The following is a 23,268-nucleotide window of genomic DNA, read 5'->3' as shown; positions in this document are numbered from 1 at the left end:
TCCCGATCCTTATTCTTGTGGTACGGACTGGCGACGGGCTTCAAGCACCTCGCAGACGGCGTCAACGATCGACTGATAGCCGGTGCAACGACAGTAGTTGCCCGACATGTATTCCCGCACCTCGTCACGGGTCGCCTGCGGCTTTTCTGCCAGCAAAGAGGAGGCCGTCAGCAACATGCCGGACGTGCAAAAGCCGCACTGCAAGGCGTTGTGGGCATGAAAGGCCGCCTGCAAGTCGGTCAGATCGCCCCGGTCGCTGGCACCGTCGATAGTCTCCACATCCTGCCCGTCGGCCTGGACCGCCAATACCAGACAGCCTCGCACAATATCGCCATCCAGACGGACCGTACATGCGCCACAGACACCGTGCTCGCAAGCTGTACGGGCGCTCTTGAGGCCAAGTTCATCGCGAATAAAGTCGATCAGGTGTGTACGGGGTTCAACGTGTCGCGTCTGGTCCGTCCCGTTGACGCAAATGGTGACCTGTTTTTTTTCAACCATGGGTATCTCCAAAAGCTGCGAAGTGCCTGTTCATGCTGTCAGCTTCGCAAGGGTCCTGTTCAACAGAACATTGGCCAGGTGCAGTTTCATCTCTGCTGAGTTGTAGAGGTCGGCAGCAGGTGCCAGTTCACCCGCAAGGGCTTTTCGGGCTGCAACCAGCAGTTCCGGACCAAGCGGCTGGCCCTCCAGCGCGCGCTCCACCGCTCTGGCACGGACGGGAATATTTCCGGCGCCCAAAAATACCAGTCTCAGGTTGCTCAAGGTCTTGCCCGAAGCCTGGGCCACAGCAGCCAACCCAACGATGGCATAGTCGCCATGACGACGCGCGAGCTCCTCAAAGGCACACACGGTCGTCGACGGCTGCAACGGGAATTCACATGCCACGATCAACTCATCAGAGGCCATGTCGGTCGTATACAAGTCCTGAAAGAAGTCGCCGGCGTTCACACGGCGCAAACCGCGCTGGCTGGCCATGACAATGACCGCATCCAATGCCACGGCGCAGCAAGGCCACTCTGCAGCAGGATCCGCGAATGCAATCGACCCACCCAGCGTACCTTTGTTTCGAATGGCCTTGTGTGCGACGTGCGGCGCCGTCATCGCCAACAGCGGCATATGCGCTGCAATGAGATGCGACTCCTCAATTTCGCTGTGACGCGTCATCGCACCGATTCGCACGCAGTTCTCTTGCACCGAGATCCCACTCAGACCACGCACGCCGTTGATGTCAATCAGCAGCTTGGGCTCGGACAAACGCATGTTCAGAGTTGCGAGCAGGGTTTGCCCACCCGCAATGATCCTGGCGGTATCTCCATGCTCCTGCAGCAGGGAGAAGACCTCGCTCAGCGTGCTTGGTTTCACATAGTCAAATGAAGGGGCTTTCAAGATCGCTCCATGGTTCCGTTATCGCGAGGGTTGGTCAGTAAGCCGCGTGGCTCGGCTATTCCTGCTAGCGCAGCCAATGGCTCAGCAGCAAGGCAAATGCAGCACCAAAGCTGAACCAGAACGCACGGTACAACTCCGGCGCAAAGCCACCCGGGAAAGCTTGATTGCTGCCGGGCGCGCCAGTCAAAGCCGGTCCCACGGAGATTGGATACACCGCTCCTGCGGGCACAGCCGCAGTAGCACCCGCTTCGAGGGTTCCACCCGTGAGGGCACTGTCAAAGGCGGCAAAAAACTCGTCGGCCATCTTTTTCGCAGAGGAGTCAATAAGGCGACCGCCGATCTGGCCCAACTTTCCACCGACTGAGGCCTCCACCGAATAGCTCAGTTTTGTGCCTGATCCCTCATCGGTCAACACCACCCCTGAGCGCCCCTTGGCAAAGCCGGCAGCGCCACCAGACCCCTCGAATGTCAAAGTGCAACTGGATGGCACGGTGACGTCGGTCATGAATATCTTGCCTGCGAACCGTGCTCGCACAGGCCCGATTTTCATCGCGACCCGGGTGTGGGTCTCCGTGTCGGAAACCTTTTTGACTTCCTCGCAACCGGGGATGCAGCGCGACAGGATGGCCGGGTCATTCAGTGCGTCCCATACCTGTTGACGAGGTGCACGAACAATTTGCTCTCCATTCAGTTCCATGGTTTTTTTCCTATTTCAGATAACTTCATGCCGATTTGCCGAACTGGATGCCATCGGGTCTGGCACTCACATTTACAGGCGCATGCATCATTATTTACCCGTTGGTCAATTAAGTCAAATATTTCGTGTGTAGGCATAGAAAATTTCCAGGCTGCGGTAACATGATGCGATAGCGCCAAACCCCACTCTTCGTCTTTCAGGCGCTCCTGCAAAGCGTCACCCCAAACCCCCATGTCAACCAGAAATACGAAAGCATCGGTCGCCACGACATCAGCAAAACCGGTGAAAACGCGACAACGATTCAGCACGGCCGAGCGGGAGCAACAAATATTGGCTGGGGCCATCAAATTTTTTTCCGAGCGGGGCCTTGAAGGACAAACACGCGACCTGGCCAAGGAAATTGGCATCACGCATCCCCTGCTGTACCACTACTTTCCAACCAAGCAAGCGCTTATCGAGCGGGTGTACCAGGAGGTCTACCTTGGCCGCTGGAAACAGGAATGGGAGGACTGGCTGGACGACGCGTCGGCAGGATTGGAAGAAAAGCTGACACGCTTCTATCTGGATTACGCGGCGACCATCCTGACGCCGGAATGGGTCAGGATTTTTGTTTTTTCGGGGTTGGCGGATGGCTCCATTCCGGAGCAGTACCTGGGCTTGTTGAAGAAGAAGCTTTTCCCCCGCATCCTGCGTGAAACCCGTCGCCATCTCGGTCTGCCGGAAAAGGGGCCCGTGAGCGAGCGGGAATATGAATTCATGTGGGGTCTTCACGGGGGCATTTTCTACATCGGCATTCGACAGTGGGTGTATAACCAACCCGGACCGACAGACCTCAATCAAATCGTGATTGATCGTGTCCAGTCCTTCATCGCCTCTGCCGACGTTCTTTTTGGCAAACGGACCCGCTGATCGCCGTCAGGCCGGCGTGCATGCCAGATGGAGTTGCCCCGCGGCAAGGTCATCCGGATGGGCGTAGTTCAACTCAATCGTGACACCGTCGGGGTCTTCAATGAAGATCTGGTGCAGCGCCATATTGGGAACCTTGCGCTCCCTGAAGTCGATCTTTTGCCGTCTCATTTCGGTGTACATGGCAGTGATGTCGCAAGCCACGAACGCAATATGATCCAGCGCGCCGCTTCCCACGGCCTGTGAAGCGGGCTTCTCTCCGAGGTAGTCGCTTAGTCCGGCACTGTCATTGGGATCGATGCCGACGATATGCACGACGCTGCCCCCCGTGATTTCGCCGTCCGCTGCAACGCGGTACAACCAGGCACCAGGGAAATTGAACGCCGGTCGGGCTCCGCGTCGAAAACCCAGTGTACGCTCGTAGAACATGACCGCTCGATCAACGTTGGCGGTGCGAACCGAGTAATGGTCCAGACTTTCGATTGGCATGATATTCCCAGCTTTCTGGTGTTGATTGCAATACTTGTTTACCACACGGTCAATAGTATAAGGCAAGCAAATAACGGATGCACCATGGCGACACACAGGCACCCAAATGCTCGGTAGGATGTTGTTCAAATTCTTAGCAACCCATTCCATCCCATGATCAACCCACTCGACACCGAATTTGGCACCATCACCGACCTGATCCGCGAACACGCGCTCAACTCACCGCACCAGCGCGCCCTGGTGCAGGGCGAGCGCAGCCTTGACTATGCGGGACTGGATGCCTTGATGGACCAAGTTGCATGCGCACTGCAGCGCGACGGCTTTAAGGCGGGCGATGCCATCGCGATATGCGCGGGTATGTCGATTGAATACGCCGCCGTCTTCCTGGCGGCATTGCGCATCGGGGTGGTTGTGGCACCGCTTGCACCGGGCTCGGGCGCAAGCAGCCTGCAACGCATGGTCTCAGATGCGCAAGCTCGACTGGTATTTACCGACACACTGGGTGCCGAGTCGCTGGGAGCTTGCGGTCCCGATGCCATAGCGCGTATCGCGCTGGATGGCAGTTCGGTGGGTCGCCCCCTTGAGGGCTGGCTGGCCCAAGCCGGGCAAAAGCCGTCACCGGTCGTCGTGCAGGCGGGATGGCCGTTCAACATCATCTACTCGTCAGGAACGACGGGTGATCCCAAAGGCATCGTGCAGTCACACGGCATGCGCTGGTCCCATGTGCGGCGCGGTGCGGCCTACAACTATGGATCGGAAACTGTCACCATCCTGTCCACCCCTCTCTACTCCAACACGACGCTGGTGGTCTTTTTCCCAACCCTCAGTTTTGGCGGCACGGTGGTGCTCATGCCCAAGTTCGACGCACTGGGTTACCTGAAATTGGCCCAAACCCACCACGCCACGCACACCATGCTGGTCCCCGTCCAGTACCAGCGTCTGATGTCGCACCCTGACTTTGACCAGTTTGACCTGTCCAGCTTCCAGGTGAAGTTCTCCACCAGCGCCCCCTTCGGCGCCGCGATCAAAGCCGATGTGCTCAAGCGATGGCCCGGGGCCCTGGTGGAGTTTTACGGAATGACGGAGGGCGGTGGCACCTGCATCCTGGAGGCCCACGCCCATCCCGATAAATTGCACACAGTGGGACGGGCAGCTGAGGGGCATGACATTCGCCTGATTGACGACAACGGCGTAGAAGTCGGTATTGGCGAAGCCGGTGAGGTTGTGGGCAACTCGGGGGGCATGATGACTGGCTACCACCGCCAACCGGACAAAACCCGTGAGGCCGAGTGGTTTGACCCGCAAGGCAAGCGATTTATCCGCACGGGTGACATCGGCCGTTTCGACACCGACGGTTTCCTGACCCTTTTTGACCGCAAAAAGGACATGTTGATCTCTGGGGGCTTCAACGTTTACCCGAGTGATCTGGAAGCGGTTTTGCGCCAACATCCCGCCGTATTCGAAGCGGCAGTGGTCGGTGTCCCGTCAGTGCAATGGGGTGAAACGCCAGTGGCCTTTGTGGTTCTTCACCCGGGGAAATCGGTGCCGGCGACCGAGTTGCTGGCGTGGGCGAATGAGCAAGTTGGCAAGACCCAACGCCTGAGCAGCGTGCAGTATCTCGATGAATTGCCACGCAGTGCGATTGGCAAGGTCCTCAAGCGTGAGTTGCGCGCCGCATACACCAGCGCATAAGCACCGGATGAGGGCGGAAGGGGGTGGGAGTCGAACCCACCAGGCGCGCTAAGCGCGCCTCGCCGGATTTGAAGTCCGGGCGCTCCACCGGGATGCAATCCCCTTCCGTATTTGACTGACTGGGGAATTCATCATACCGGACAAAGATCCACAAACTGGTGCGCTCATGCCTGCATGAACCGACGCTCGCCAACCAGTTGGGTAATGCCGGCACGATCGAGAAACTCCAGTACCTGTATGGTCAGATTTCGGCCAATACCTGAACGATCCCGGTACTGGGCCGCATCAAACTTGCCATCCACCGATTCCGTGGCGAGCACTTGCGCCAGCTGTCCCAATGTCGAAACTGTTTTGGGCAAAAAAAACCGATTCTTGGCGATCCGCACCAAATGCCCCAGAGCGCTCACGCGTTGAAGGAACTCCAGCAGCAGTGGCAACTCCATACCGAGCGCTGCGGCGAGTTCACCCACAATGGGTGGACGCAATCCGCCAGCTTGCAACAAAACTGAAACTTTCTCCAGAAGCTCCGCATTTTGCGCACTCAAGGAGGCGCGATGCCCAGGCAGGCGCAGGCTCATGCCTTCGCGCACAACGCGGCCATCCGCCAGCAAGGATTTGACTGCGGCACGCAAAACCGTGAAGCCCGTTTGCACGGCACACAATTTCCAAAGCGCAGTCTCGGTCAGACCCAGACTCTCCGGCTGCGCTGTATGCCATTCGCCCAAGGTTGTGTGCAAGGCGTCCTGCAGAACGTCCCACTGTACCAGTGTCAACGCCACCAGACCAGTGCCATCTGCCACCACCTTGATTGGCAAAGTTCGCTGCAAGGCATCCATTTCATCTGACGTCAGATTCCATGCCTGCGCAAATCGAGTCAGATTCACACCCAGCGACCCGCTATCCAACAAGGCCATCAAACTGGAAGAGGCAACGGGAATCTCCATCGCAAGCAGGTGCGCAAGGCGCTCTGGCCGGGAGCGACCGCGCGTTGGACCAAAGGAGTCCAGCACCATGCCACCTGCAATGGTGCGCTGCGCTGACTGGTCCCGCACGATGAAGCGATCAGCACGCCATGCGCCGATGAGCTCTTCAAACACCAACTGCGCCAAGCCACTAGTTCCTGGCGCAATTGAGCGTGCACCAAGAATGGCAACGCGTGCGCTCAGGGCCGCAGCACCGATATGCAGGTGCACGGAAGTCCAGTGTGCCAGGGGCCGCGACTCGGAACCCAGTACGCTGAGCCTCACATCGAGTCGCGCAGTTGGCACATGGGCTGGGGGCGCCACAATCCAGTCACCCCGGGCCACGTCCGAACGCTGGAGACCGATACCAACCAGATTAAGTGCGCAGCGCTGTCCTGCACAAGCCGACTCGGCCACCCGATTTTGAGCGTGGACACTGCGAACCCGCACCGAAATTCCATGCGGCGACACAATGAGCTGATCCCCAACACGCGCGACACCGGATACAACAGCGCCGGTCACCACCAGACCTGCGCCGTCTTTTGTGAAACAGCGATCCACTGCAAGACGAAAATTTCCACCGACCAAATGGGCCTGTCGGGCCCGCTGAACCTCCATCAGGTACGCGCGCAAAGCAGGCACCCCTTCGCCACTGGGAAGGGCCATGGGGAAAACCGGAGCATCCCGAAGTCCGCTTGTCGCCAGCAAAGCAGCGACCTCCCGTTGCACCTCGTCCAGTCGATGCGGCGAGACTCGGTCGACCTTGGTGATAGCCACCGCACCATGGTTCAATCCGAGCAAATCAAGAATGGCCAGGTGCTCGCGTGTCTGGGGCATAGGCCCATCATCGGCCGCGATCACCAGCAGTGCAAAGTCGACGGCGGCCACACCGGCCAGCATATTGCGCACAAATCGCTCATGCCCGGGCACATCGACAAAACCCATTGGTGAAGCGCCGCCAAAATCCGCATAGGCAAAGCCCAGGTCAATCGACATGCCGCGCCGCTTTTCTTCTGGCAGACGATCCGTATCAGCGCCAGTCAGCGCTTTGACCAAGGTTGTTTTTCCATGATCAACATGGCCTGCAGTGGCGACGATCATGCAAGAGGCAAGGTGAACATACCAAGAAAACCGGCTTCGTCCTCCAGACAACGCAAGTCGAGCAGAAAGACACCGTCTGCAATTCGTCCAATCACCGGCGTGCCAAGGTTACGAAAATGGGCCGCCAACTGATCAAGGGCACGCCCGGATGCACGCTTGGCACCCACTGGTGTGATACTGAGCGCACAACTCGGGAGCAAATCAACAGGCAACGATCCACTGCCAATCTGGCTTTGTACCGCGACAACCGACACATGTGCGCGCTCACCCAACCATTTTGCAAGCACAGGCTCCAGGCGACGAGCCATGGCGTCAATTTCCACCTGCGGGCGGGCCAACAAACGTAGAGTGGGTATGTGCTGGACCAAACGTTGCGGATCGGCATATAGACGCAGAACCTCGCCCAGCGCAGCGATCGTCAACTTGTCGCAGCGCATCGCACGCTTCATTGGATTCTTCTTGATTGCCGCTACCAGATCCGACCGCCCCACGATGATGCCCGCCTGTGGACCGCCCAGCAATTTGTCGCCACTGAACGTGACGAGATCAGCGCCTTCGGACAATGTTTCCATCGGCGTTGGTTCATGCGGCAAACCGAAGCGCGCGAGATCCACCAGGGTGCCGCTGCCAAGATCAACCACGAAAGGCAAACCCTGTGCCTTGCACAGGAGACCCAGTTCACGGGCATCCGCTTCTGCTGTAAACCCCTGAATGCTGTAGTTGCTGGCATGTACCTTCAACACCAGCGCCGTCTTTGCAACGATTGCCTGTGAAAAATCACGCAGATGCGTGCGGTTGGTCGTGCCAACTTCGCGCAACTTGCAGCCGGCGCGCGCCATGATATCGGGCAGACGAAATGCACCACCAATCTCAATCAGTTCACCACGGGAGACGATAACTTCCTTGCGCAGGGCCAGGCTATTGAGGGTCAGCAATACGGCTGCGGCATTGTTGTTGACCACAGTTGCCGCTTCGGCGCCGGTGAGACGGCACAACCACTCCTCCACATGGACATCGCGGTCGCCGCGCTTGCCGGTGGCCAGATCGAATTCAAGGTTGGACGCGCCCGAGGCAACCCGCACCATGGCTTCAATCGCTTGTGGTGGCAGCGGTGCACGACCCAGATTGGTATGCAGGACGGTACCGGTCAAGTTGAAAACCTTACGCAGTGACGGGGCTACAAGCGCTGTTACCCGCGCATCGACGCTGTGCACAAGGGATACCTCGGAAAATTCCGCCGATTGCCCACGCACGGAAGCCAATTCATCACGGACGGCCTGCACCACCAAGGCACGGCCATGGGCATCGATCAGTGCAGCAACGGCTGGCCAGCCGAGCACTCGATCGACGGCGGGCAAACGCATAAGGCTGTGGCCCTGCGCTGCGATCATGCCGCCCTCCATTGGCGGCACGCGCTCGGATCAAGCCGCAGTAATTGAGCGGATGATCTGCTCCATCGATTCATCTGCCAGCGTACGCAGCTCATCATCCGTACGATCCTGGATAGGATGGCGCACGAACACCAGCGCTGGATCAATACCCAGCACCTTGGATTGCAAAGCGGCTGCCTGCACGAATTCAGTGGATGCAATACCGACTCCCGGAATGCCTCGACCTTCGAGATCTGCAATGTCATGCATACAGCACGACGTACAGGACCCTCAGTCAGCCAAACCTTCAATCACTACATTGCATTCGGCAGCGATCTGCTGCTTCAGCGGAATCGGCGCGACACGTGTAAAGGTCGGCTTGCGATAACGTTTCACGCTGATGCCGCGGGCAGCAAGCTGCTCAGCGATGCGATCCAGAAACACATTGCCACGCGCTTTTGAAATATCCAGAATGCCGACGATCAGGCCATTGAGCGCCACCGGGCGCGCCTGCAGGGCACGCACCGCTGACGCCCGCTCCGCCGTCGGATCGAGAAGAATATGGGACAGACTCACGTTGTGATCTCCTTGGAAACTGGGGTAGAACCGGTAAGACCCGAAGCGGCCCATCCAGCAATGACGGCCGAAAACAGACCGGCAGTACCACCGGCCCGAACGATAAGTAGGCCACCAGGACGAAATTTTGGCACAGAGGTACCCGCAAAGCTGGCCGGAAGCCCTTCAGCGATGCCGCCGGCACCCACAATCATTTCGTCACCGGGCAACAGCAGCAAACTTTCAAGCTCTTGGCGCAGACGCGCCTTTGACCAACCGGCATCAATGAACACACGACTGTGTTCCGGCGACACCACAAGCAGCGCGTCGCCAGCCATGGCCAGCTTGGGATGATCGACCGCGCGCAGGCACAGCGCAAAGCTGCGCGCAAGAGACTCAGGTGTACGGGATTTTTGATCGACGATGCCTTGCACACCTTCGGCGGCAAAGAGCGTCACCGTGGATGCAGCAGGCGAAAAACCACGCTCAACAGCAAGTGATTCCCACGGGCTGTCTTGCGCCTCGGCAAAACAGAAACTGTATTTCCCGGGCGTCCCCAGTGCGGCCCGGTCCAACTCACCCGGGCGACCGCCACCAATGTTGCGAATGACCAATTGAAGAGCGCGCCCGATGGACGCATTGGCGCGATTACCTTGTCCCAGCGCGTTGACGCCGGAATTCATTCCAACAGCCTTTGCCATTGGCCCGTTGACAATCACCAGCGGCCCACAAAACATGGTGGTGCACAACACACCATGCATGCCGAATTCATCAATCAGCGCGGCCTCGACAGCAGCCAGCACAATCGGCATGTACTCCGGCTTGCAGCCAGCCATGACCGCGTTGATTGCCACCTTCTCCACCGTACAGGGGGCCAGATCAGGCGGCATCATGCCGAGCAATTCATCAGCTTGCCGCGTGGTACCGGCCAGCATCCGCAGCACGCGTGCCTGAGTCGGCGGTACCACTGGCAAGCCATCCGTCCAGCCCCGCTCAAAACAGGCTTCCATCAAATCTTCACCCTCGCCAAGTTCGACTTGACGCGATGAAAATTTGACTTTGCCGAAGCGGATTTCCAACTCTTCTGCGGTCCCTGGGTCCAATGTTTTGGAACCACAACCTGGACGCAGCTCGGGCAGACTGCGGCCCAGCTCCGGATGGCCGGAAATACGCTGCCAGTCCCCGCGATGCCAGCCGTAGGTGCGTTCAACTTCCTGCCCTGCTTCAACCCGGATCAAAGTAGGAACAATCTCTGTATTCAGACGGTAGGAATGCTCAAGGGTTTCATCGAAGATGGCGTTTACGACGCCAGCGGCGTAGGCCGGGTCATCCTGGATGTAAACCGTCAGTGGCTTGGCTCCCTGGGCCAGCTCGCGGACAAGTGGCTCGACCAGAATGCAAGTGGGACACTCGCGCTTGGCGATGATGATCAGGCCATCGGGTAAAGGATGCATGGTTTCCATTCGCGATGTGCTTGTCTCTTCTGCTATTCAGGCCGCAGTAGCGGCGGGGGCTGACATGTTAGCACCGCGTTCGATCACAAACTCGGCATCCACCAGGCTGCGGGAATGGTTCAAATCAGATTGCGAAATCAGAACCGACAGCTGGCCGCCGCGCAAGCCACCAATGACCTCACCCAAACGCATGGACAAAGCCGGAGCGACGCCTTCAAATGGCTCGTCCAGCAGGAGCAGTCTCGTGCCAATGGCAAGCGCCCGTGCCAAGGCCACCAGCTTTTGCTGGCCGCCAGACAGCAGCAGAGCGCGGCGCTCGCGCATGGCCTTGAGTTCAGGCAAGACCCCATAAACGAACTCCAGGCGCTCCGTCGGCTTGAGCTTGGCCGTAGCCCATACCGGCACCAGAATGTTTTCCTCCACCGTCAACTCAGGTGTCAATCCACGATCCTCCGGCATGTACCCAATGCCATGTTCAGCCCGTGCATGACGCGTCATGGCTGCGAGATCCATGCCGTCGAAAACAATCCGCCCCTGAGAAGGCGTCAGGTGGCCCATGACCGAGCGCATCAGCGTGGTCTTGCCAGCGCCATTGCGCCCGACCAGGCCGACCATCGTGCCATCGGCAACCGTCAAAGACAAGCCGCGCAGCACTTGCACCGACTCGATCGCAACATGAATTGATTCAATACTCAGCATGGGTCATTCCTGTCGCAAGGTGCCGGTTACATAACGGCGAACGTCATCGGTTGCAAGCGCCTTCTGCGGCACATCATCAGCGATGATGCGGCCACTGTAAAAGGCGAGCACCCGCTCGGAATAGCGTTCGATGATGTCCATATCGTGTTCGACAAAAAGGACTGTGACCGGTTCACCGCCCAGTGCAGTCATGATCGTGTCCATCATCGGAAACTTCTCTTCAGCCGAGACACCGCTGGTGGGTTCATCGAGCAGCAGCAGCTTGGGGCTTCCCGTCATGGACATGGCGATATCGAGCAACTTGCGAACACCGCCCGGGAGTTCAGCGACTCGGCGCTGGCGGTAATCGGCCAGCTTGAAGCGCTGCAGCAAGTCGTCGGCACGAACTATGGCATCGGGCCGGTGGGCCGGTTGCCAAAACGACAAACGATTGCCGTGGCAGGCAGTCGCTACCAGCATGTTGTCAATCACTGTCAACTCGGGAAACAGCTGCGGGATCTGGAAAGAGCGGGCCACGCCGAGCCGGGTGATCGCACGCGGTGACATCTGGGTAATGTCAGTGCCGTCCAGCACGATGCTGCCGGCATCCGGCTTGAGATACCCGGTGATCATGTTGACAAATGTGGTCTTGCCGGCGCCATTGCTGCCGATCAGGCTGACCCGCTGTCCACGGGCAACTGTCACATTGATGTCACTGGCCGCGATGACCGCACCAAAACGCTTTTCGATGCCGCAAGCGCTCAGCATCATTGAATCCCCTGAATGGGCAACTTGGGCATTCATTTCTTTTCCCCTTCATCCGACCACCAGCCGCGATCAACCCAGAGCGAGCCTATACCCCGCGGGAGAAAGCGGATCACCAGCAACAGGAAAAGACCCAGCGCCAGTTGCCAGGTATTGGGGAAATACAGGCTGGAAAAGGAGCGCACGACCTCCAGCACGGTGGACGCAACGAACACCGCGAGCACGCTCTGCCAACCACCCAGTATGGCCACAAAAACAAATTCACCTGAGCTGGTCCAATAGGAAAAATTGGGATCAATGTGCCCAAGCGACATCACCGTCAAGGCCCCACCCGTTCCGCCGGCAAAAGCGGCCATCACAAAATTGATTCCCATGGCACGTCGAACTGATCCGCCGAGGTATTCAACGCGAAGTTCGTTTTCCCGCACGGCCAGGGTCACAAGCCCGCGGGTCGAATCCATGTAAACCCGCGCCAGAAGTGCCAGAGCCGCGCTAAAGACAATAGTCACCGCGTACAGCACATACCCCACGTACGCATCAGGCAACATTTGTCCAAACAAAGTAGCCCGCCCCATGTTGAAGCCATCTGAGCCGCCGAGCATCTCCGTCTTGACCAACACCCCATAAGCGACCATGGACATGGCCAGCGTCAGCATGGCAAAAAAGATGCCGCGGTAACGCGAAAGCAGCGGTGCAAAAGGAGCGGCGACCAGCACCGCAGCCGCACCGCCCATCAGGGTCAGACCCACCGCATCGGTCAGGCCAAGCCGCGCAAAGCCGAGGGCTGCGGCATAACCACCCACGGCAAACACCAACCCCTGTCCAAAGGAGACGACGCCACCACGCATCAGCAGCACAATGCCCAGGGACACCAGCCCATGGGAAGCGGCCATGGTCAGGAGGAAGGTCAGCCACTTGGGCATGAACCAACCCGCGACCAGCAGCAAGAGGGTAAAGCCAAGACCCGCCAGCAGCAGGCGCGAACGGGCGCTTGCACGTGGAGCGGACCGCAAGGGGGAATGTAAAAGGGATTCGCTCATATCAAATCTTGCGCGCCTGGATACGCTGGAAAAGGCCTTCCGGACGGAACACCAACACCACCGCCATCACGATGTAAATGGAAAACAACTCAGCTGACGGCACCACATGGACGGCAAACGCACGAGCGAGACCCACAATCAAGGCACCGATGGCGGCACCTTCAATGCTGCCCAAACCACCGATGATCACAACGGCAAACGAGACAATGATCACGCCCACCGAAACGCCCGGTTGAACCGAAATCATGGGTGCGGTGAAGGCCCCACCCACTGCAGCAAGAAAAATACCAACTGTGAAGGTCAGCATGTATATACGGGATACGTTGATACCCATGCTGGAGGCAACCTCTTCGCTGTGAATGACCACCAGCACCAGCTTGCCCAGGCGCGTGCGGTTCAGTCCCCACCACACTGCCAACCCAATCAGGACCGCCAAGCCAACCAGCATGAAGTCGTAGCCGACATAGATTTGCGTCCCGATTTCGATGTTGCCAAACATGGCATAGGGCTCGGACACATAGTAGGGGTTGGCCCCCCAGATCAGCTTGGTAACGTCTTCAAGAATCAGGAACATGGCATAGGTCACGAGCACCAGCAGCACTTCGTCGCGACCATAGAAAAATCGAAGCAACCCTCGTTCGGTCAGCGGCGCAACCAGCGCTGCGACCGCCAGCGCGGCGACAAACAAAGTCACCAGCATGAGCAGCACCGTCAGCGGTGGGCTGACTTTGAGTACGCTGACCCAGCCCACGAAACTGGCTGCGGCATAGGCACCCAGGGCATAGAAGCTGCCATGCGCAATATTCAATATCTTCAACACGCCGAATACCAGCGTCAGTCCCAGCGAGACGATAAAAAGCCAGGAGGCATAGGTCAAGCCGTCAATGAGAATGGTAATGGCGTTGTTCATTTGAAAGATGATCCAGATAAGTGACAAGGGACCCGCGCTGTGGCGGGTCCCGCCTGCTCACCCCCAGAAGGGGCGGCGCAGGCAAGCTCAGCGCATCAGTTGCACTTGGCACCAGGAAAGCCGGCCTTGATCCAGTCCTCTGACTTCATGGTGGCCGGCGGGTTCACGCATTCGGCGGGGAAGCGCTGAATATCGTCCAGCATCACCATCTTTTTCGCCGCGTCATAGCGGGTCCGGCCAATCGCCGTGTCCTGAATCGCCTGGTGACCAGAGCCCAGGGCCATGCGGATGCGGCCTGCCGCGGAATCCCATTCCAGACCGGTCATAGCGGCGGCAAGTTGCTCGGTTGTCGGCTTCTTACCGCCATTGGCGGCCATGGCTTTTTCAACTGCCAGCTTCAGACCCATCAGGGCTTGCGCCATGCGGTTAGGAGCCTGAACCGGGTAGACGGTATAAGCCTTTTGATAGATGCTCCACCACCAGTCGTTGAGAGCCGACTTTGGCGCCAAGAGACCGTAGGCACCGCGTGCGCCAATGATCGCACCGTCAGGCATCTTCTCGCCCAGCCCAGGCAACACGTGGTCGGCCGCCGACAGCACAACCTGCGAGCGCTTGAACAAGCCTCGTGGACCGGCCTGCAGGATAAAGGCCTGCAAGTCACCGCCCCACAAACTTGAATGGGTGACATCGGCTGGCTTGGCCATCAGCGCCGAAATTTCGGTGCCATATTGACCTGCACCAAATTTAGGCAACTGGTCTTCGCCAGCCTTGGAATTCGGGTACAACTTCGCCATGGACAGCATGAAGTCCTTGCGCGAGTCCTGACCCCAGGCGTAGTCCTGGTTGATCATGTTGTAAGTGTCAGCCTTGGCGTTACGCGCCTTCAGGTAGCGCGCCAAAGCGACGTTATCCATGGTGGCATGGGCTGCAGTACGGAAGACGTAGTTGTACTTGCCGTCTTCAAAAATACGTGGTGTGCCACAGTCGTACAGGATCAGAAATTTCTTCATTTCTTCGGCCACCGGAGCAACTGCCAGACAGTCACCCGAACCCACATAGCCAACCACGGCATCAACCTTTTCGCGGTCGTACAGGTTGCGCAGTTCCTGGACTTGTTTGGTGGCGCCGCCGTTTTCATCGACGTAGATGGGTTCGATCTTCAGGCCACCAAAACCGGGCTTGTTGTAGGGAGCCGGGCCTTCGCCCTTGTTGAAGGCCTCGACCAGAACCTTGGCACCGTTGACCGCGGGAATGCCGAAGCTCTCCGCTGCCTGGCCCGAAAGGAAGCTGACGATGCCGACCTTGAAGGTCTCCTGGGCCTGCGTCATCTGTGTAGCGCACGCAAGCGCGACGCTCATTGCAGCCAACGCCACTGTGCGCCGACGCGGCAAAACTGACTTCTTCGCTGTTTCTCTCATGCTTGTCTCCTGGGGTTGATGGGAAAGAACTACGGGTTAAGTGTGATGGGTGCGCTCATGTCCAGCGCGGCCAATTCGAAGCCCCGCTGAAAATCAACCATGTGTTTGCGGGTCCAGTCTTCTGCAGCAACGGCATCCCGCTGCTGCAGCGCCTTCAAGATCGCACGGTGGGCTGCCAGATTGCGCGCCTTGGACTGCGGTAATTGCATATGGATTCGCAACAAGGTGGGGTTGTAGAGCAGACTGATGGGCTCTCTCGCCAGAATCAGCGCAGGATTGTGACTGGCACGTCCCACAAGGGCATGAAACTCTACGTCCAACTGAACCAGGCGGGCGTTTTCATCCAATGTGCGGCCACCGCTTTCGGTCAATTCGGCCGTCATGTCCGTGTTGGCGGTCAGCGCCTGCAGATCCATCGCATCGGCATGTTCCGCCGCAAGCCGCGCCGCGAGCGGCTCGACGATTACCGCAACTTGCCACAACTCATGAAAGGTCGTCTGCTGCAGCAGCAGCAGACGTGCAGCTCGCGGCGCCATATCGTAAAGGCCGGGCAAGGTGACAAACAAGCGGCGACCTTCGCGTCTTTGCAGCAAACCCTCTTGTTCAACCTGCCGAATGGCCTCACGCACCGTCGAACGGTGCACGCCAAAATGCTCGGCCAGAGCCTGCTCCGTGGGCAAAGGTTCCCCAGGTTTGAGAGCACCTTCGAGAATGCTGCGCTCGATTTCAGCCGACACCGCCTTGTACGCAGGTTCCAGACGAATTTGCCTGAACATGCCTGCGGTTTCAGTCCCGGCCACACATGAAGGTGCCGCCTTGGCAGCAGGCGACCGCGCCGTGCGCGGCTCTACCACCCGCGCGCGGCGGTCCGATACCGTTGATGCTTTAAGGCGTGTTACCGCCTTGGCCGTGGCTTCCAGATTTGTCTCCTCGCGTCTTCTATTTATTTCCGCCGGCTCTTTGTCCGACAATCGCATTGTGCGATTCAGAAAATCACGCGTCAATCGAATTCAATGCTGCGACGCAACACACACAACTAATCGCCATCCAGGCGCCATGGCGACAGCAATCCAGCGTCCACTGTGGCATAGCGCAATTGCAGTCGCAGCTCTCGTTTCAAACGCGCGTTGTCCATGCGACGCGACTCGCTCATGAAGCTCAACAACATCAAAGGCAGCTGATCCCTGGCCGTGTTTCGCGCCACGCGGGGCGGGCGTGGCAATCCGTACAAATCAGCGGCCAGATCAAAGTAGTCACCCATCTTCAGGCACGTGTCGTCGTTCACGTTGTAGACACGCTGCGGCTTGCCTCGCCAAAGCGCCGCAACGCAGGCGCGGGCCAGATCGTCGGCATGAATATGGTTGGTGTAGACGTCATCGGCCTCCTGCAGCACGGGAGTACCTTTGAGCAGGCGCGCCCGTGGTGTACCCCCCTCCCGATCTGGCGCGTAGATGCCTGGAATGCGCAGGATACTGCTGCGTACCTGAGCCGAACGACCAAAGAAACGAACCGAATTTTCCGCATAAATTCGACGCCTGGCCCTCGGCGTATCTGGGCTTGGCGCTCTTGTTTCCATAGCAAAATCACCCTGACAGTCACCGTAGACGCCACTGGTGGAGCCATAAACAAGTACCACAGGCGGGCTGCGCAAACGCAGGGCTCGGGTCAAGGCAAGCGTACGCGGGTCGCCCCATCCTTCGCCCGGCGGGGGTGCCAAATGAAGTACACGTTGTCCCAATCCCGCCAGGCGGCGCAGCGACCCGGGGGAATCCAGATTACCGACCAGCGGCGTTATGCCACGCGTCCTCAGCGCCTGCGTGCGATCAACGCTGGAGGTCAGGGCGATCAGGCGAACCCGGCCCTTCAGGGCCTGCGCAACCCGCAGGCCCACATCACCACAACCCACGATCAAAACCCGGGTTCTGCGAAAGCGGGCGGGCAAGGCGCCTGGGCGGGTGGCATACAAACTCGAAGAGGGGCTTTGGTTTGAAGGCAAAATCGGAGACCCTTAACAATGCAACACGGCCCAAGGATACAGAAAACATGAGCAGCAGCGAAACCGGGACCCCAGGCTTCCAGATCACCGTACAACCCAGTGGCCGATCCTTTACAAGCAAGCCCGGTGAAGGGATTCTTGCTGCGGCCATACGCCAGGGTATTGGCATGCCTTACGGTTGCAAAGATGGCGCCTGTGGGTCATGCAAATGCAAAAAGCTGACTGGCGTTGTCGTACACGGCCCGCACCAGAGCAAAGCCCTGAGTGACGAGGAAGAGGCCGCTGGCTTTGTCCTCACCTGCTGCAGCGTGGCGCAAAGCGACGTGGTGCTTGAATCGCGCCAGGTGACCCAGGAAGGCGCATTTCCCATCAAGAAAATGCCTACACGTGTCAGCTTGATGGAGAAGAAGTCTGTCGACGTCATGTTGATCAAGCTGCAACTGCCCGCCAACGACAGCTTCACTTACCACGCCGGCCAGTATGTGGAGTTCATCCTGCGCGATGGTGCCCGGCGCAGCTACTCCATGGCCAATGCACCCCATACGCTAGCAACAGGCGGTGGACTGGAGCTCCATATTCGGCACATGCCCGGTGGCAAGTTCACAGACCATGTGTTCACCGCCATGAAGGAAAAGGAAATCCTGCGCGTCGAAGGCCCCTATGGCAGCTTCTTTTTACGTGAAGACAGTCAGAAACCTATTATTCTGTTGGCTTCTGGAACGGGTTTCGCTCCCATCAAGGCACTCATTGAACACATGCAGTTCAAAGGCATTACGCGTTCCATCACCCTGTACTGGGGCGGTCGCCGGCCGTCAGACTTGTACATGGATGAGTGGGTCAAAGCCAAGTCCGCCGAGATGCCCCATCTGCGTTATGTGCCGGTTGTGTCAGACGCCCTGGCGGAAGACGCCTGGAGCGGCCGCACGGGCTATGTGCATCAGGCGGTCCTGGAGGACTTCCCCGATCTGTCCAAGCATCAGGTGTACGCCTGTGGCGCCCCGATTGTGGTGGACTCCGCCCGGGCCGCCTACATCACCCAGGCCGGGTTGCCAGAGGACGAGTTTTACGCGGATTCTTTCACGACCGAAGCGGACAAGGCGCGCGAATCGGCCAAGGGCTGAGATGCTCGTTGGCCGTTTTTGACACCTGTTTTACCTGGCCGGCGCCGTGTTTTGACGATCGTGTTTTTGCCGGTGAATGGCCTTGCTGTCCCGATGCGCCTCACGATGAAGCTTCTTGCGTTCCGGTGCGGTCACTTTGCCGTCCGCTTTGGCGGCCTGTTTGTCGGCTTCCAGCTTGGTTTCTCTGGCGCGCAGGCGAGCTGCTTCCTTGTCATTGAGTTGACCGGAAGCTACGCCCTGGTCAATGCGTTTTTGCTGTTCCGCCTGCCGCTTGTCCAGCCCCGGGGTCGCAGTGGGGTCTTTCACCGTGGGCGCTGGGCTTGGGGTGGTTTGCGCGAAAGCGGTGCCGCCAGCCGCAAGGATCAGCGCGGCAATCAGGGTTTGAATCTTCATCTTGAACTCCAGGGTTGCTAAGGCATGGGGAAATCCCATGGCTATGCAACGCAGGCCTCGCCACACACGAACGACAAACCCCATGCAAAGACTTGTAAAGGATTGTTAACGGGACAAAGGCCTGAAATTGAGCACAATAGCCTCATGCGCCACACCAAACTCCTTCTCACCGTCGTTGCCATTCTCAGCACCGTCGTCGCGCCAGGGGTGCAAGCCCAAGGCAAACCCATCCGCCTGATCGTGCCCTACGCTGCGGGTGGCCCCATCGACCTGACCGCGCGCGCCCTGGCGGAGCGGGTCCGAGACAACTTGGGGCCCGTCATCATCGAGAACCGCCCCGGTGCGGGCGGCAATATTGGCGCAGATGCAGTGGCCAAAGCAGCGCCGGATGGGCTCACCATCGGCATCGCGGCCACGGCCACCCACGCGGTAAACCCCTGGCTTTACGCCAGGATGCCCTACAACGCGGCAACCGATTTTGCCCCGATCACCCAGATGCTGCGGGTGCCCAATGTGCTGGTCCTGAACGCTGAGGTCGCACAGCGCCTGAAAATCAACAGCGTCAGTGACCTGATTGTCTATGCTAAAGCCAACCCGGCCAAACTCAACTACGGCAGCGGCGGCAACGGCAGCGCAGGGCACCTCGCCGGTGAAATGTTCAAGAAGGAAGCCGGCATCTTCGCCGTCCACATTCCCTACAACGGCGGCAACCCGGCGCAATTGGCCTTGCTCGGCGGCCAGGTGGACTTCAACTTTGACAATCTGGCAACGGCCGCGCCCAACGTTCGATCCGGCAAGCTCAAGGCCATCGCAGTCACGACCCTGACACGGGCCAGCGCCCTGCCCGACGTACCATCCGTGGCAGACACTTTAAAAGGTTTTGCCATTGACACCTGGTGGGGGCTGGTGGCGCCTGCGGGCACACCCAAAGAGGTCGTGGCCCGACTCAATCAGGCCTTTGTGGCCGCACTTCAGGCACCCGAGACCAAAGCCCGTTTTGCCGCCTTGCTGGCCGAGCCGGTCCCGACAACGCCGGACGAATTTGGTGCGTTCATGAAGAAGGAGCGTGCCAAATACGAAAAGTTGGTGCAAGCTTCTGGCGCGCGTGTTGACTGAGCTACCGGTAACGCAGCCCCCGGTGAATGCTGACAAACCATTACCTTTTGAAACCCGCAAATCTGCACAAGGCTGTACTTTTCGGGCAAAGTAGGGGTCTGAGTGCCAATTCACACCGCGCGCACTGCCAATCACCAAACCCCAAATACCCCGTTCGGAGACGCCACATGCACCTATCGCCCAAACTCTGTCACACGCTTCTGCTGGCTGCCTGGGCCGGATTCATTGCCGTGATGGCAGGCTGCACCTCTGCGCCTGCACCTGCACCCTCCGCGCCGACCCCGGCTCCTGCCGCCCCCCCAGCCGCCAGCCAGCTCCCTGCGCCCGACATCAGTGGCACGGCATCTGCAGCCACCAATCCCCGCGACTACCGGCGCGATGCGGCTACCCATCTCTACGGAAAGAATGCCAATCGAATTTTCAAAGGGAAGATGCCCCCCATGCTTTACGCGATCGGCGTACTGCAGGTTGAAGTCGACGGCAAAGGCCGCGTCACTGGCACCCAATGGATGCGGGCTCCAAGCCATGCGCCCGAAGTGGTCGCCGAGATCGAGCGCACCGTGCGTCTGGCGGCGCCATTTCCGGCACCCACCCGCATGGGCCGCGTAACCTACACCGACACCTGGCTATGGCATAGCAGCGGCAGATTTCAGCTCGATACCCTGACGGAAGGTCAGATGTAGCCGCTGCGCGCCGTCGCCTGCCTCTCACAAGCCCACCGTGCATGCACGCACGGTGGGCTTGCCCCCGTCTTGCCGGTCCAAAGCCCCTGGCGGCTGTATATAAAATGCGACCACGATCACCAAGATCAGGAATCACTCGAAGTCACCCAGGCTACGCATAACGCGACCATCCGCAGGCTTTGCAAAGCCTCAGCCGCTTGGTGCCTGGAAAACCCATATTGGAGACATGAATGTCCAAAGAACTATCGCCCGCAGAAAATGCCCTTCGCGACGCGGCTCGTGAATATCACCGCACACCAACGCGCGGGAAAATTTCGGTCACACCCACCAAGCCGCTGTCCAACCAGCGCGATCTGTCTCTGGCCTATTCGCCAGGAGTCGCCTACCCCTGCCTCGACATCGAGGCCGACCCGTCCCTGGCCGCAGAGTACACCTCGCGCGGCAATCTCGTGGGCGTCATCACCAACGGTACGGCGGTGCTGGGCCTGGGCGATATCGGGCCGCTGGCGGCCAAGCCTGTGATGGAGGGCAAGGGCTGCCTGTTCAAGAAGTTTGCGGGCGTTGATGTTTTTGACATCGAGTTGGCCGAACGCGACCCCGACAAACTGGTGGAGATGATCGCCGCCATGGAACCCACGCTGGGTGGCGTCAATCTGGAAGACATCAAGGCGCCCGAGTGCTTCTACATCGAGAAAAAATTGCGCGAGCGCATGAATATTCCGGTGTTTCATGACGACCAGCATGGCACCGCCATCATCTCCAGTGCAGCACTGCTCAACGGACTTGAGCTGGTGGGCAAAAGGATTGAGGACGTCAAAGTCGCCGTCTCTGGCGCGGGGGCGGCCGCCCTTGCCTGCCTGGACGTGATGGTTGGCCTGGGCGTGCGCCGCGAAAACGTCTATGTCTGCGACTCCAAAGGCGTGATTCACGAAGGCCGCCCCGGTGGCTTTGATGAATCCAAGGCGCCTTATGCACAAAAGACTGCTTTGCGCACCCTGGCCGATGTGGTCGACGGCGCCGATGTGTTCCTTGGCTGTTCTGCCGCTGGCGTGCTGACGCAGGACATGGTCAAGACGATGGCCCCCAAGCCCATCATCCTGGCGCTGGCCAACCCCGAACCGGAAATCCGCCCCGAGCTGGCCAAGGCCGTGCGGCCAGACTGCATCATTGCCACGGGCCGTTCCGACTACCCCAACCAGGTCAACAACGTCCTGTGCTTCCCCTACATCTTTCGCGGCGCGCTGGACTGTGGCGCCACCAAAATCACCGAGGCCATGAAGCTGGCCTGCGTGCGGCAAATTGCCGATCTGGCCAAGGCCGACATCAGCGAAGAAGTGGCCACCGCCTATGCCGGCAAAGAATTGGTATTTGGACCGGACTACCTGATCCCCACCCCGTTTGATTCCCGGCTGATCCTGCGCATTGCGCCCGCCGTGGCCAAGGCAGCCGAAGAATCCGGCGTGGCAGTGCGGCCCATCCATGACATGGAAGCCTACCGTCAACAACTGTCGCGTTTCGTTTACCAGACCGGCATGTTCATGCGTCCGGTTTTCACGGCCGCCAAAGCTGTGGCCCAAACTGCCAAGCGCGTGGCCTATGCCGAAGGCGAAGACGAGCGCGTGCTGCGTGCCGCCCAGGTCGCAGTGGATGAAGGTCTGGCCTACCCGATCCTGATTGGCCGCCCCGCCGTCATTGAGGCACGTCTGCTCAAAGCCGGTCTGCGTATCAGGCTCGGCGTCGATGTGGAATGCGTCAACCCGGAAGACGACCCCCGCTTTCGCCAGTACTGGGAAACCTACCACCACCAGATGGGACGGCGCGGCGTGTCCATTGACGCGGCCAAGGCGGCGGTGCGCCGCTCCAACACCACCATCGCAGCGTTGATGGTCAAACTGGGCGATGCCGACGCCATGCTGTGCGGACTGGTGGGGCGCTTTGATGTGCACCTGGACCATATTCGCGACCTCATCGGCGTTCGCCCGGACGCCTCCGGACTGGCCACGGTGAATGCCCTGATGCTTGATGACCGAACCCTGTTCATTGCCGACACCTTTGTCAATGAAGACCCCGACGCACAGCAGTTGGCCAGCATTGCCCTGATGGCATCCGACGAGGTAAGGCGCTTCGGCTTGCCGCCCAAGGTCGCGTTTCTTTCGCACTCGATGTATGGTTCATCCAACCGGAAATCGGCGCTCAAGATGCGTGAAGCCCATGAGATTTTTTGCCAGCTGGCACCCGATGTGGAATGCGATGGGGAGCTCAACGGCGACGCGGCCTTGTCAGAGAACATGCGCCACGCTGCCCTGATGGACAACAAGCTTCATGGCGAGGCCAACATCCTGATCTGCCCCAATCTGGACGCTGCCAACATTTTGTTCAATGTGCTCAAGGTCACTGGCGGGCACGGGGTCACGGTGGGGCCCATCCTGCTGGGCGCCGCCGCATCGGCGCATGTGCTGACACCGTCTTCCACGGTCCGTCGGGTGGTCAACATGACCGCACTGGCAGTGGCCAACGCAGCGCACGGCAAGTAGTC

The 23,268-nt window shown here is 59.2% G+C and carries 22 protein-coding genes and 1 tRNA gene; 6 read left to right on the top strand and 17 right to left on the bottom strand.

Features of this window, described 5'->3' with window-relative positions:
• Window positions 1-9 precede the first annotated feature (9 nt).
• The 3 genes from IV109_RS03465 to IV109_RS03455 form a co-directional block, all read right to left on the bottom strand.
• Window positions 10-501 carry a (2Fe-2S)-binding protein gene (locus IV109_RS03465; protein WP_296692144.1) on the bottom strand — a complete coding sequence of 164 codons (492 nt, stop codon included), beginning with the start codon at window positions 499-501 and terminating at the stop codon, window positions 10-12.
• A gap of 30 nt (window positions 502-531) precedes the next feature.
• Window positions 532-1,386 carry a xanthine dehydrogenase family protein subunit M gene (locus IV109_RS03460; protein WP_296692139.1) on the bottom strand — a complete coding sequence of 285 codons (855 nt, stop codon included), beginning with the start codon at window positions 1,384-1,386 and terminating at the stop codon, window positions 532-534.
• A 64-nt stretch (window positions 1,387-1,450) separates the two neighbouring features.
• Window positions 1,451-2,083 (bottom strand): CoxG family protein, encoded by a 633-nt coding sequence (locus tag IV109_RS03455; RefSeq protein ID WP_296692136.1) that lies wholly within the window; start codon window positions 2,081-2,083, stop codon window positions 1,451-1,453.
• A gap of 282 nt (window positions 2,084-2,365) precedes the next feature.
• Between IV109_RS03455 and IV109_RS03450 the strand changes: the two genes are divergently transcribed.
• A complete protein-coding gene (locus IV109_RS03450; protein ID WP_296692132.1) occupies window positions 2,366-2,992 on the top strand; it encodes a TetR/AcrR family transcriptional regulator in 627 nt (208 codons plus the stop codon).
• A 6-nt stretch (window positions 2,993-2,998) separates the two neighbouring features.
• Here IV109_RS03450 and IV109_RS03445 read toward each other — a convergent pair whose 3' ends face one another.
• Complete coding sequence (locus IV109_RS03445; RefSeq protein ID WP_296692127.1) at window positions 2,999-3,478, bottom strand: VOC family protein; 480 nt, start codon at window positions 3,476-3,478, stop codon at window positions 2,999-3,001.
• A 153-nt stretch (window positions 3,479-3,631) separates the two neighbouring features.
• Between IV109_RS03445 and IV109_RS03440 the strand changes: the two genes are divergently transcribed.
• Window positions 3,632-5,170: a class I adenylate-forming enzyme family protein gene (locus IV109_RS03440; protein ID WP_296692124.1), complete on the top strand. Its 1,539-nt coding sequence runs from the start codon at window positions 3,632-3,634 to the stop codon at window positions 5,168-5,170.
• Window positions 5,171-5,184: 14 nt separating this feature from the next.
• Here the strand turns inward: IV109_RS03440 and IV109_RS03435 are convergent.
• The 12 genes from IV109_RS03435 to IV109_RS03380 form a co-directional block, all read right to left on the bottom strand.
• A tRNA-Sec gene (locus IV109_RS03435) sits at window positions 5,185-5,277 on the bottom strand.
• Window positions 5,278-5,334: 57 nt separating this feature from the next.
• Window positions 5,335-7,233, bottom strand: coding sequence for a selenocysteine-specific translation elongation factor (gene selB, locus IV109_RS03430; RefSeq protein ID WP_296692121.1), 1,899 nt, complete (start codon window positions 7,231-7,233; stop codon window positions 5,335-5,337).
• Window positions 7,230-8,624 carry an L-seryl-tRNA(Sec) selenium transferase gene (selA, locus tag IV109_RS03425; RefSeq protein WP_296692118.1) on the bottom strand — a complete coding sequence of 465 codons (1,395 nt, stop codon included), beginning with the start codon at window positions 8,622-8,624 and terminating at the stop codon, window positions 7,230-7,232. Before selA ends, selB begins: the two co-directional genes overlap by 4 nt.
• A gap of 30 nt (window positions 8,625-8,654) precedes the next feature.
• Complete coding sequence (locus tag IV109_RS03420) at window positions 8,655-9,179, bottom strand: UGSC family (seleno)protein (protein ID WP_296692115.1); 525 nt, start codon at window positions 9,177-9,179, stop codon at window positions 8,655-8,657.
• The gene (locus tag IV109_RS03415; protein WP_296692113.1) at window positions 9,176-10,612 is read right to left on the bottom strand and encodes a hypothetical protein; all 1,437 of its coding nucleotides are present in this window, start codon (window positions 10,610-10,612) and stop codon (window positions 9,176-9,178) included. The genes IV109_RS03420 and IV109_RS03415 overlap by 4 nt, the downstream gene beginning before the upstream one ends.
• A gap of 36 nt (window positions 10,613-10,648) precedes the next feature.
• Window positions 10,649-11,311, bottom strand: a complete 663-nt coding sequence (locus IV109_RS03410) for an ATP-binding cassette domain-containing protein (protein WP_296692108.1) — start codon at window positions 11,309-11,311, stop codon at window positions 10,649-10,651.
• A gap of 3 nt (window positions 11,312-11,314) precedes the next feature.
• Window positions 11,315-12,094 (bottom strand): ABC transporter ATP-binding protein, encoded by a 780-nt coding sequence (locus IV109_RS03405; RefSeq protein WP_296692105.1) that lies wholly within the window; start codon window positions 12,092-12,094, stop codon window positions 11,315-11,317.
• Window positions 12,091-13,068 carry a branched-chain amino acid ABC transporter permease gene (locus IV109_RS03400; RefSeq protein WP_296692101.1) on the bottom strand — a complete coding sequence of 326 codons (978 nt, stop codon included), beginning with the start codon at window positions 13,066-13,068 and terminating at the stop codon, window positions 12,091-12,093. The genes IV109_RS03405 and IV109_RS03400 overlap by 4 nt, the downstream gene beginning before the upstream one ends.
• Window positions 13,069-13,096: 28 nt before the next feature.
• Window positions 13,097-14,005: a branched-chain amino acid ABC transporter permease gene (locus IV109_RS03395; RefSeq protein ID WP_296692098.1), complete on the bottom strand. Its 909-nt coding sequence runs from the start codon at window positions 14,003-14,005 to the stop codon at window positions 13,097-13,099.
• 95 nt (window positions 14,006-14,100) lie between these two features.
• The gene (locus tag IV109_RS03390; RefSeq protein WP_296692095.1) at window positions 14,101-15,423 is read right to left on the bottom strand and encodes an ABC transporter substrate-binding protein; all 1,323 of its coding nucleotides are present in this window, start codon (window positions 15,421-15,423) and stop codon (window positions 14,101-14,103) included.
• 29 nt (window positions 15,424-15,452) lie between these two features.
• Entirely contained in the window at window positions 15,453-16,400 is a 948-nt protein-coding gene (locus tag IV109_RS03385; protein ID WP_296692093.1) for a GntR family transcriptional regulator, read from the bottom strand.
• Between the two features lie 59 nt (window positions 16,401-16,459).
• Window positions 16,460-17,419 carry an SDR family oxidoreductase gene (locus IV109_RS03380; protein WP_296692090.1) on the bottom strand — a complete coding sequence of 320 codons (960 nt, stop codon included), beginning with the start codon at window positions 17,417-17,419 and terminating at the stop codon, window positions 16,460-16,462.
• 47 nt (window positions 17,420-17,466) lie between these two features.
• Here IV109_RS03380 and IV109_RS03375 point away from each other — a divergent pair, with 47 nt between their 5' ends.
• The gene (locus IV109_RS03375) at window positions 17,467-18,540 is read left to right on the top strand and encodes a CDP-6-deoxy-delta-3,4-glucoseen reductase (protein ID WP_296692087.1); all 1,074 of its coding nucleotides are present in this window, start codon (window positions 17,467-17,469) and stop codon (window positions 18,538-18,540) included.
• A 30-nt stretch (window positions 18,541-18,570) separates the two neighbouring features.
• Here IV109_RS03375 and IV109_RS03370 read toward each other — a convergent pair whose 3' ends face one another.
• Complete coding sequence (locus tag IV109_RS03370; protein ID WP_296692085.1) at window positions 18,571-18,972, bottom strand: hypothetical protein; 402 nt, start codon at window positions 18,970-18,972, stop codon at window positions 18,571-18,573.
• Between the two features lie 105 nt (window positions 18,973-19,077).
• Between IV109_RS03370 and IV109_RS03365 the strand changes: the two genes are divergently transcribed.
• From IV109_RS03365 to IV109_RS03355, 3 genes are all read left to right on the top strand, one after another.
• Window positions 19,078-20,049 carry a tripartite tricarboxylate transporter substrate binding protein gene (locus IV109_RS03365; protein ID WP_296692083.1) on the top strand — a complete coding sequence of 324 codons (972 nt, stop codon included), beginning with the start codon at window positions 19,078-19,080 and terminating at the stop codon, window positions 20,047-20,049.
• A 167-nt stretch (window positions 20,050-20,216) separates the two neighbouring features.
• Window positions 20,217-20,732 (top strand): hypothetical protein, encoded by a 516-nt coding sequence (locus IV109_RS03360; protein WP_296692081.1) that lies wholly within the window; start codon window positions 20,217-20,219, stop codon window positions 20,730-20,732.
• Between the two features lie 230 nt (window positions 20,733-20,962).
• Window positions 20,963-23,266 (top strand): NADP-dependent malic enzyme, encoded by a 2,304-nt coding sequence (locus IV109_RS03355; RefSeq protein WP_296692078.1) that lies wholly within the window; start codon window positions 20,963-20,965, stop codon window positions 23,264-23,266.
• Window positions 23,267-23,268: the final 2 nt, after the last annotated feature.

Source organism: Rhodoferax sp. (assembly GCF_018780565.1).
In the GTDB taxonomy this organism is placed as follows: Bacteria; Pseudomonadota; Gammaproteobacteria; order Burkholderiales; family Burkholderiaceae_C; genus Rhodoferax.
The sequence above is the reverse complement of the archived record's forward strand: the minus strand, read 5'-3'. Positions and strand labels throughout refer to the sequence as shown.

Excerpts from the sequence above, each read along its gene's own strand:
- selB (WP_296692121.1), bottom strand. The coding sequence starts at position 7,233 with ATGATCGTCGCCACTGCAGGCCATGTTGATCATGGAAAAACAACCTTG.
- IV109_RS03410 (WP_296692108.1), bottom strand. The coding sequence starts at position 11,311 with ATGCTGAGTATTGAATCAATTCATGTTGCGATCGAGTCGGTGCAAGTG.
- IV109_RS03445 (WP_296692127.1), bottom strand. The coding sequence starts at position 3,478 with ATGCCAATCGAAAGTCTGGACCATTACTCGGTTCGCACCGCCAACGTT.
- IV109_RS03465 (WP_296692144.1), bottom strand. The coding sequence starts at position 501 with ATGGTTGAAAAAAAACAGGTCACCATTTGCGTCAACGGGACGGACCAG.
- IV109_RS03370 (WP_296692085.1), bottom strand. The coding sequence starts at position 18,972 with ATGGGATTTCCCCATGCCTTAGCAACCCTGGAGTTCAAGATGAAGATT.
- IV109_RS03355 (WP_296692078.1), top strand. The coding sequence starts at position 20,963 with ATGTCCAAAGAACTATCGCCCGCAGAAAATGCCCTTCGCGACGCGGCT.
- IV109_RS03455 (WP_296692136.1), bottom strand. The coding sequence starts at position 2,083 with ATGGAACTGAATGGAGAGCAAATTGTTCGTGCACCTCGTCAACAGGTA.
- selA (WP_296692118.1), bottom strand. The coding sequence starts at position 8,624 with ATGATCGCAGCGCAGGGCCACAGCCTTATGCGTTTGCCCGCCGTCGAT.
- IV109_RS03390 (WP_296692095.1), bottom strand. The coding sequence starts at position 15,423 with ATGAGAGAAACAGCGAAGAAGTCAGTTTTGCCGCGTCGGCGCACAGTG.
- IV109_RS03395 (WP_296692098.1), bottom strand. The coding sequence starts at position 14,005 with ATGAACAACGCCATTACCATTCTCATTGACGGCTTGACCTATGCCTCC.
- IV109_RS03405 (WP_296692105.1), bottom strand. The coding sequence starts at position 12,094 with ATGAATGCCCAAGTTGCCCATTCAGGGGATTCAATGATGCTGAGCGCT.
- IV109_RS03360 (WP_296692081.1), top strand. The coding sequence starts at position 20,217 with ATGCACCTATCGCCCAAACTCTGTCACACGCTTCTGCTGGCTGCCTGG.
- IV109_RS03440 (WP_296692124.1), top strand. The coding sequence starts at position 3,632 with ATGATCAACCCACTCGACACCGAATTTGGCACCATCACCGACCTGATC.
- IV109_RS03375 (WP_296692087.1), top strand. The coding sequence starts at position 17,467 with ATGAGCAGCAGCGAAACCGGGACCCCAGGCTTCCAGATCACCGTACAA.
- IV109_RS03365 (WP_296692083.1), top strand. The coding sequence starts at position 19,078 with ATGCGCCACACCAAACTCCTTCTCACCGTCGTTGCCATTCTCAGCACC.
- IV109_RS03415 (WP_296692113.1), bottom strand. The coding sequence starts at position 10,612 with ATGCATCCTTTACCCGATGGCCTGATCATCATCGCCAAGCGCGAGTGT.
- IV109_RS03385 (WP_296692093.1), bottom strand. The coding sequence starts at position 16,400 with ATGCGATTGTCGGACAAAGAGCCGGCGGAAATAAATAGAAGACGCGAG.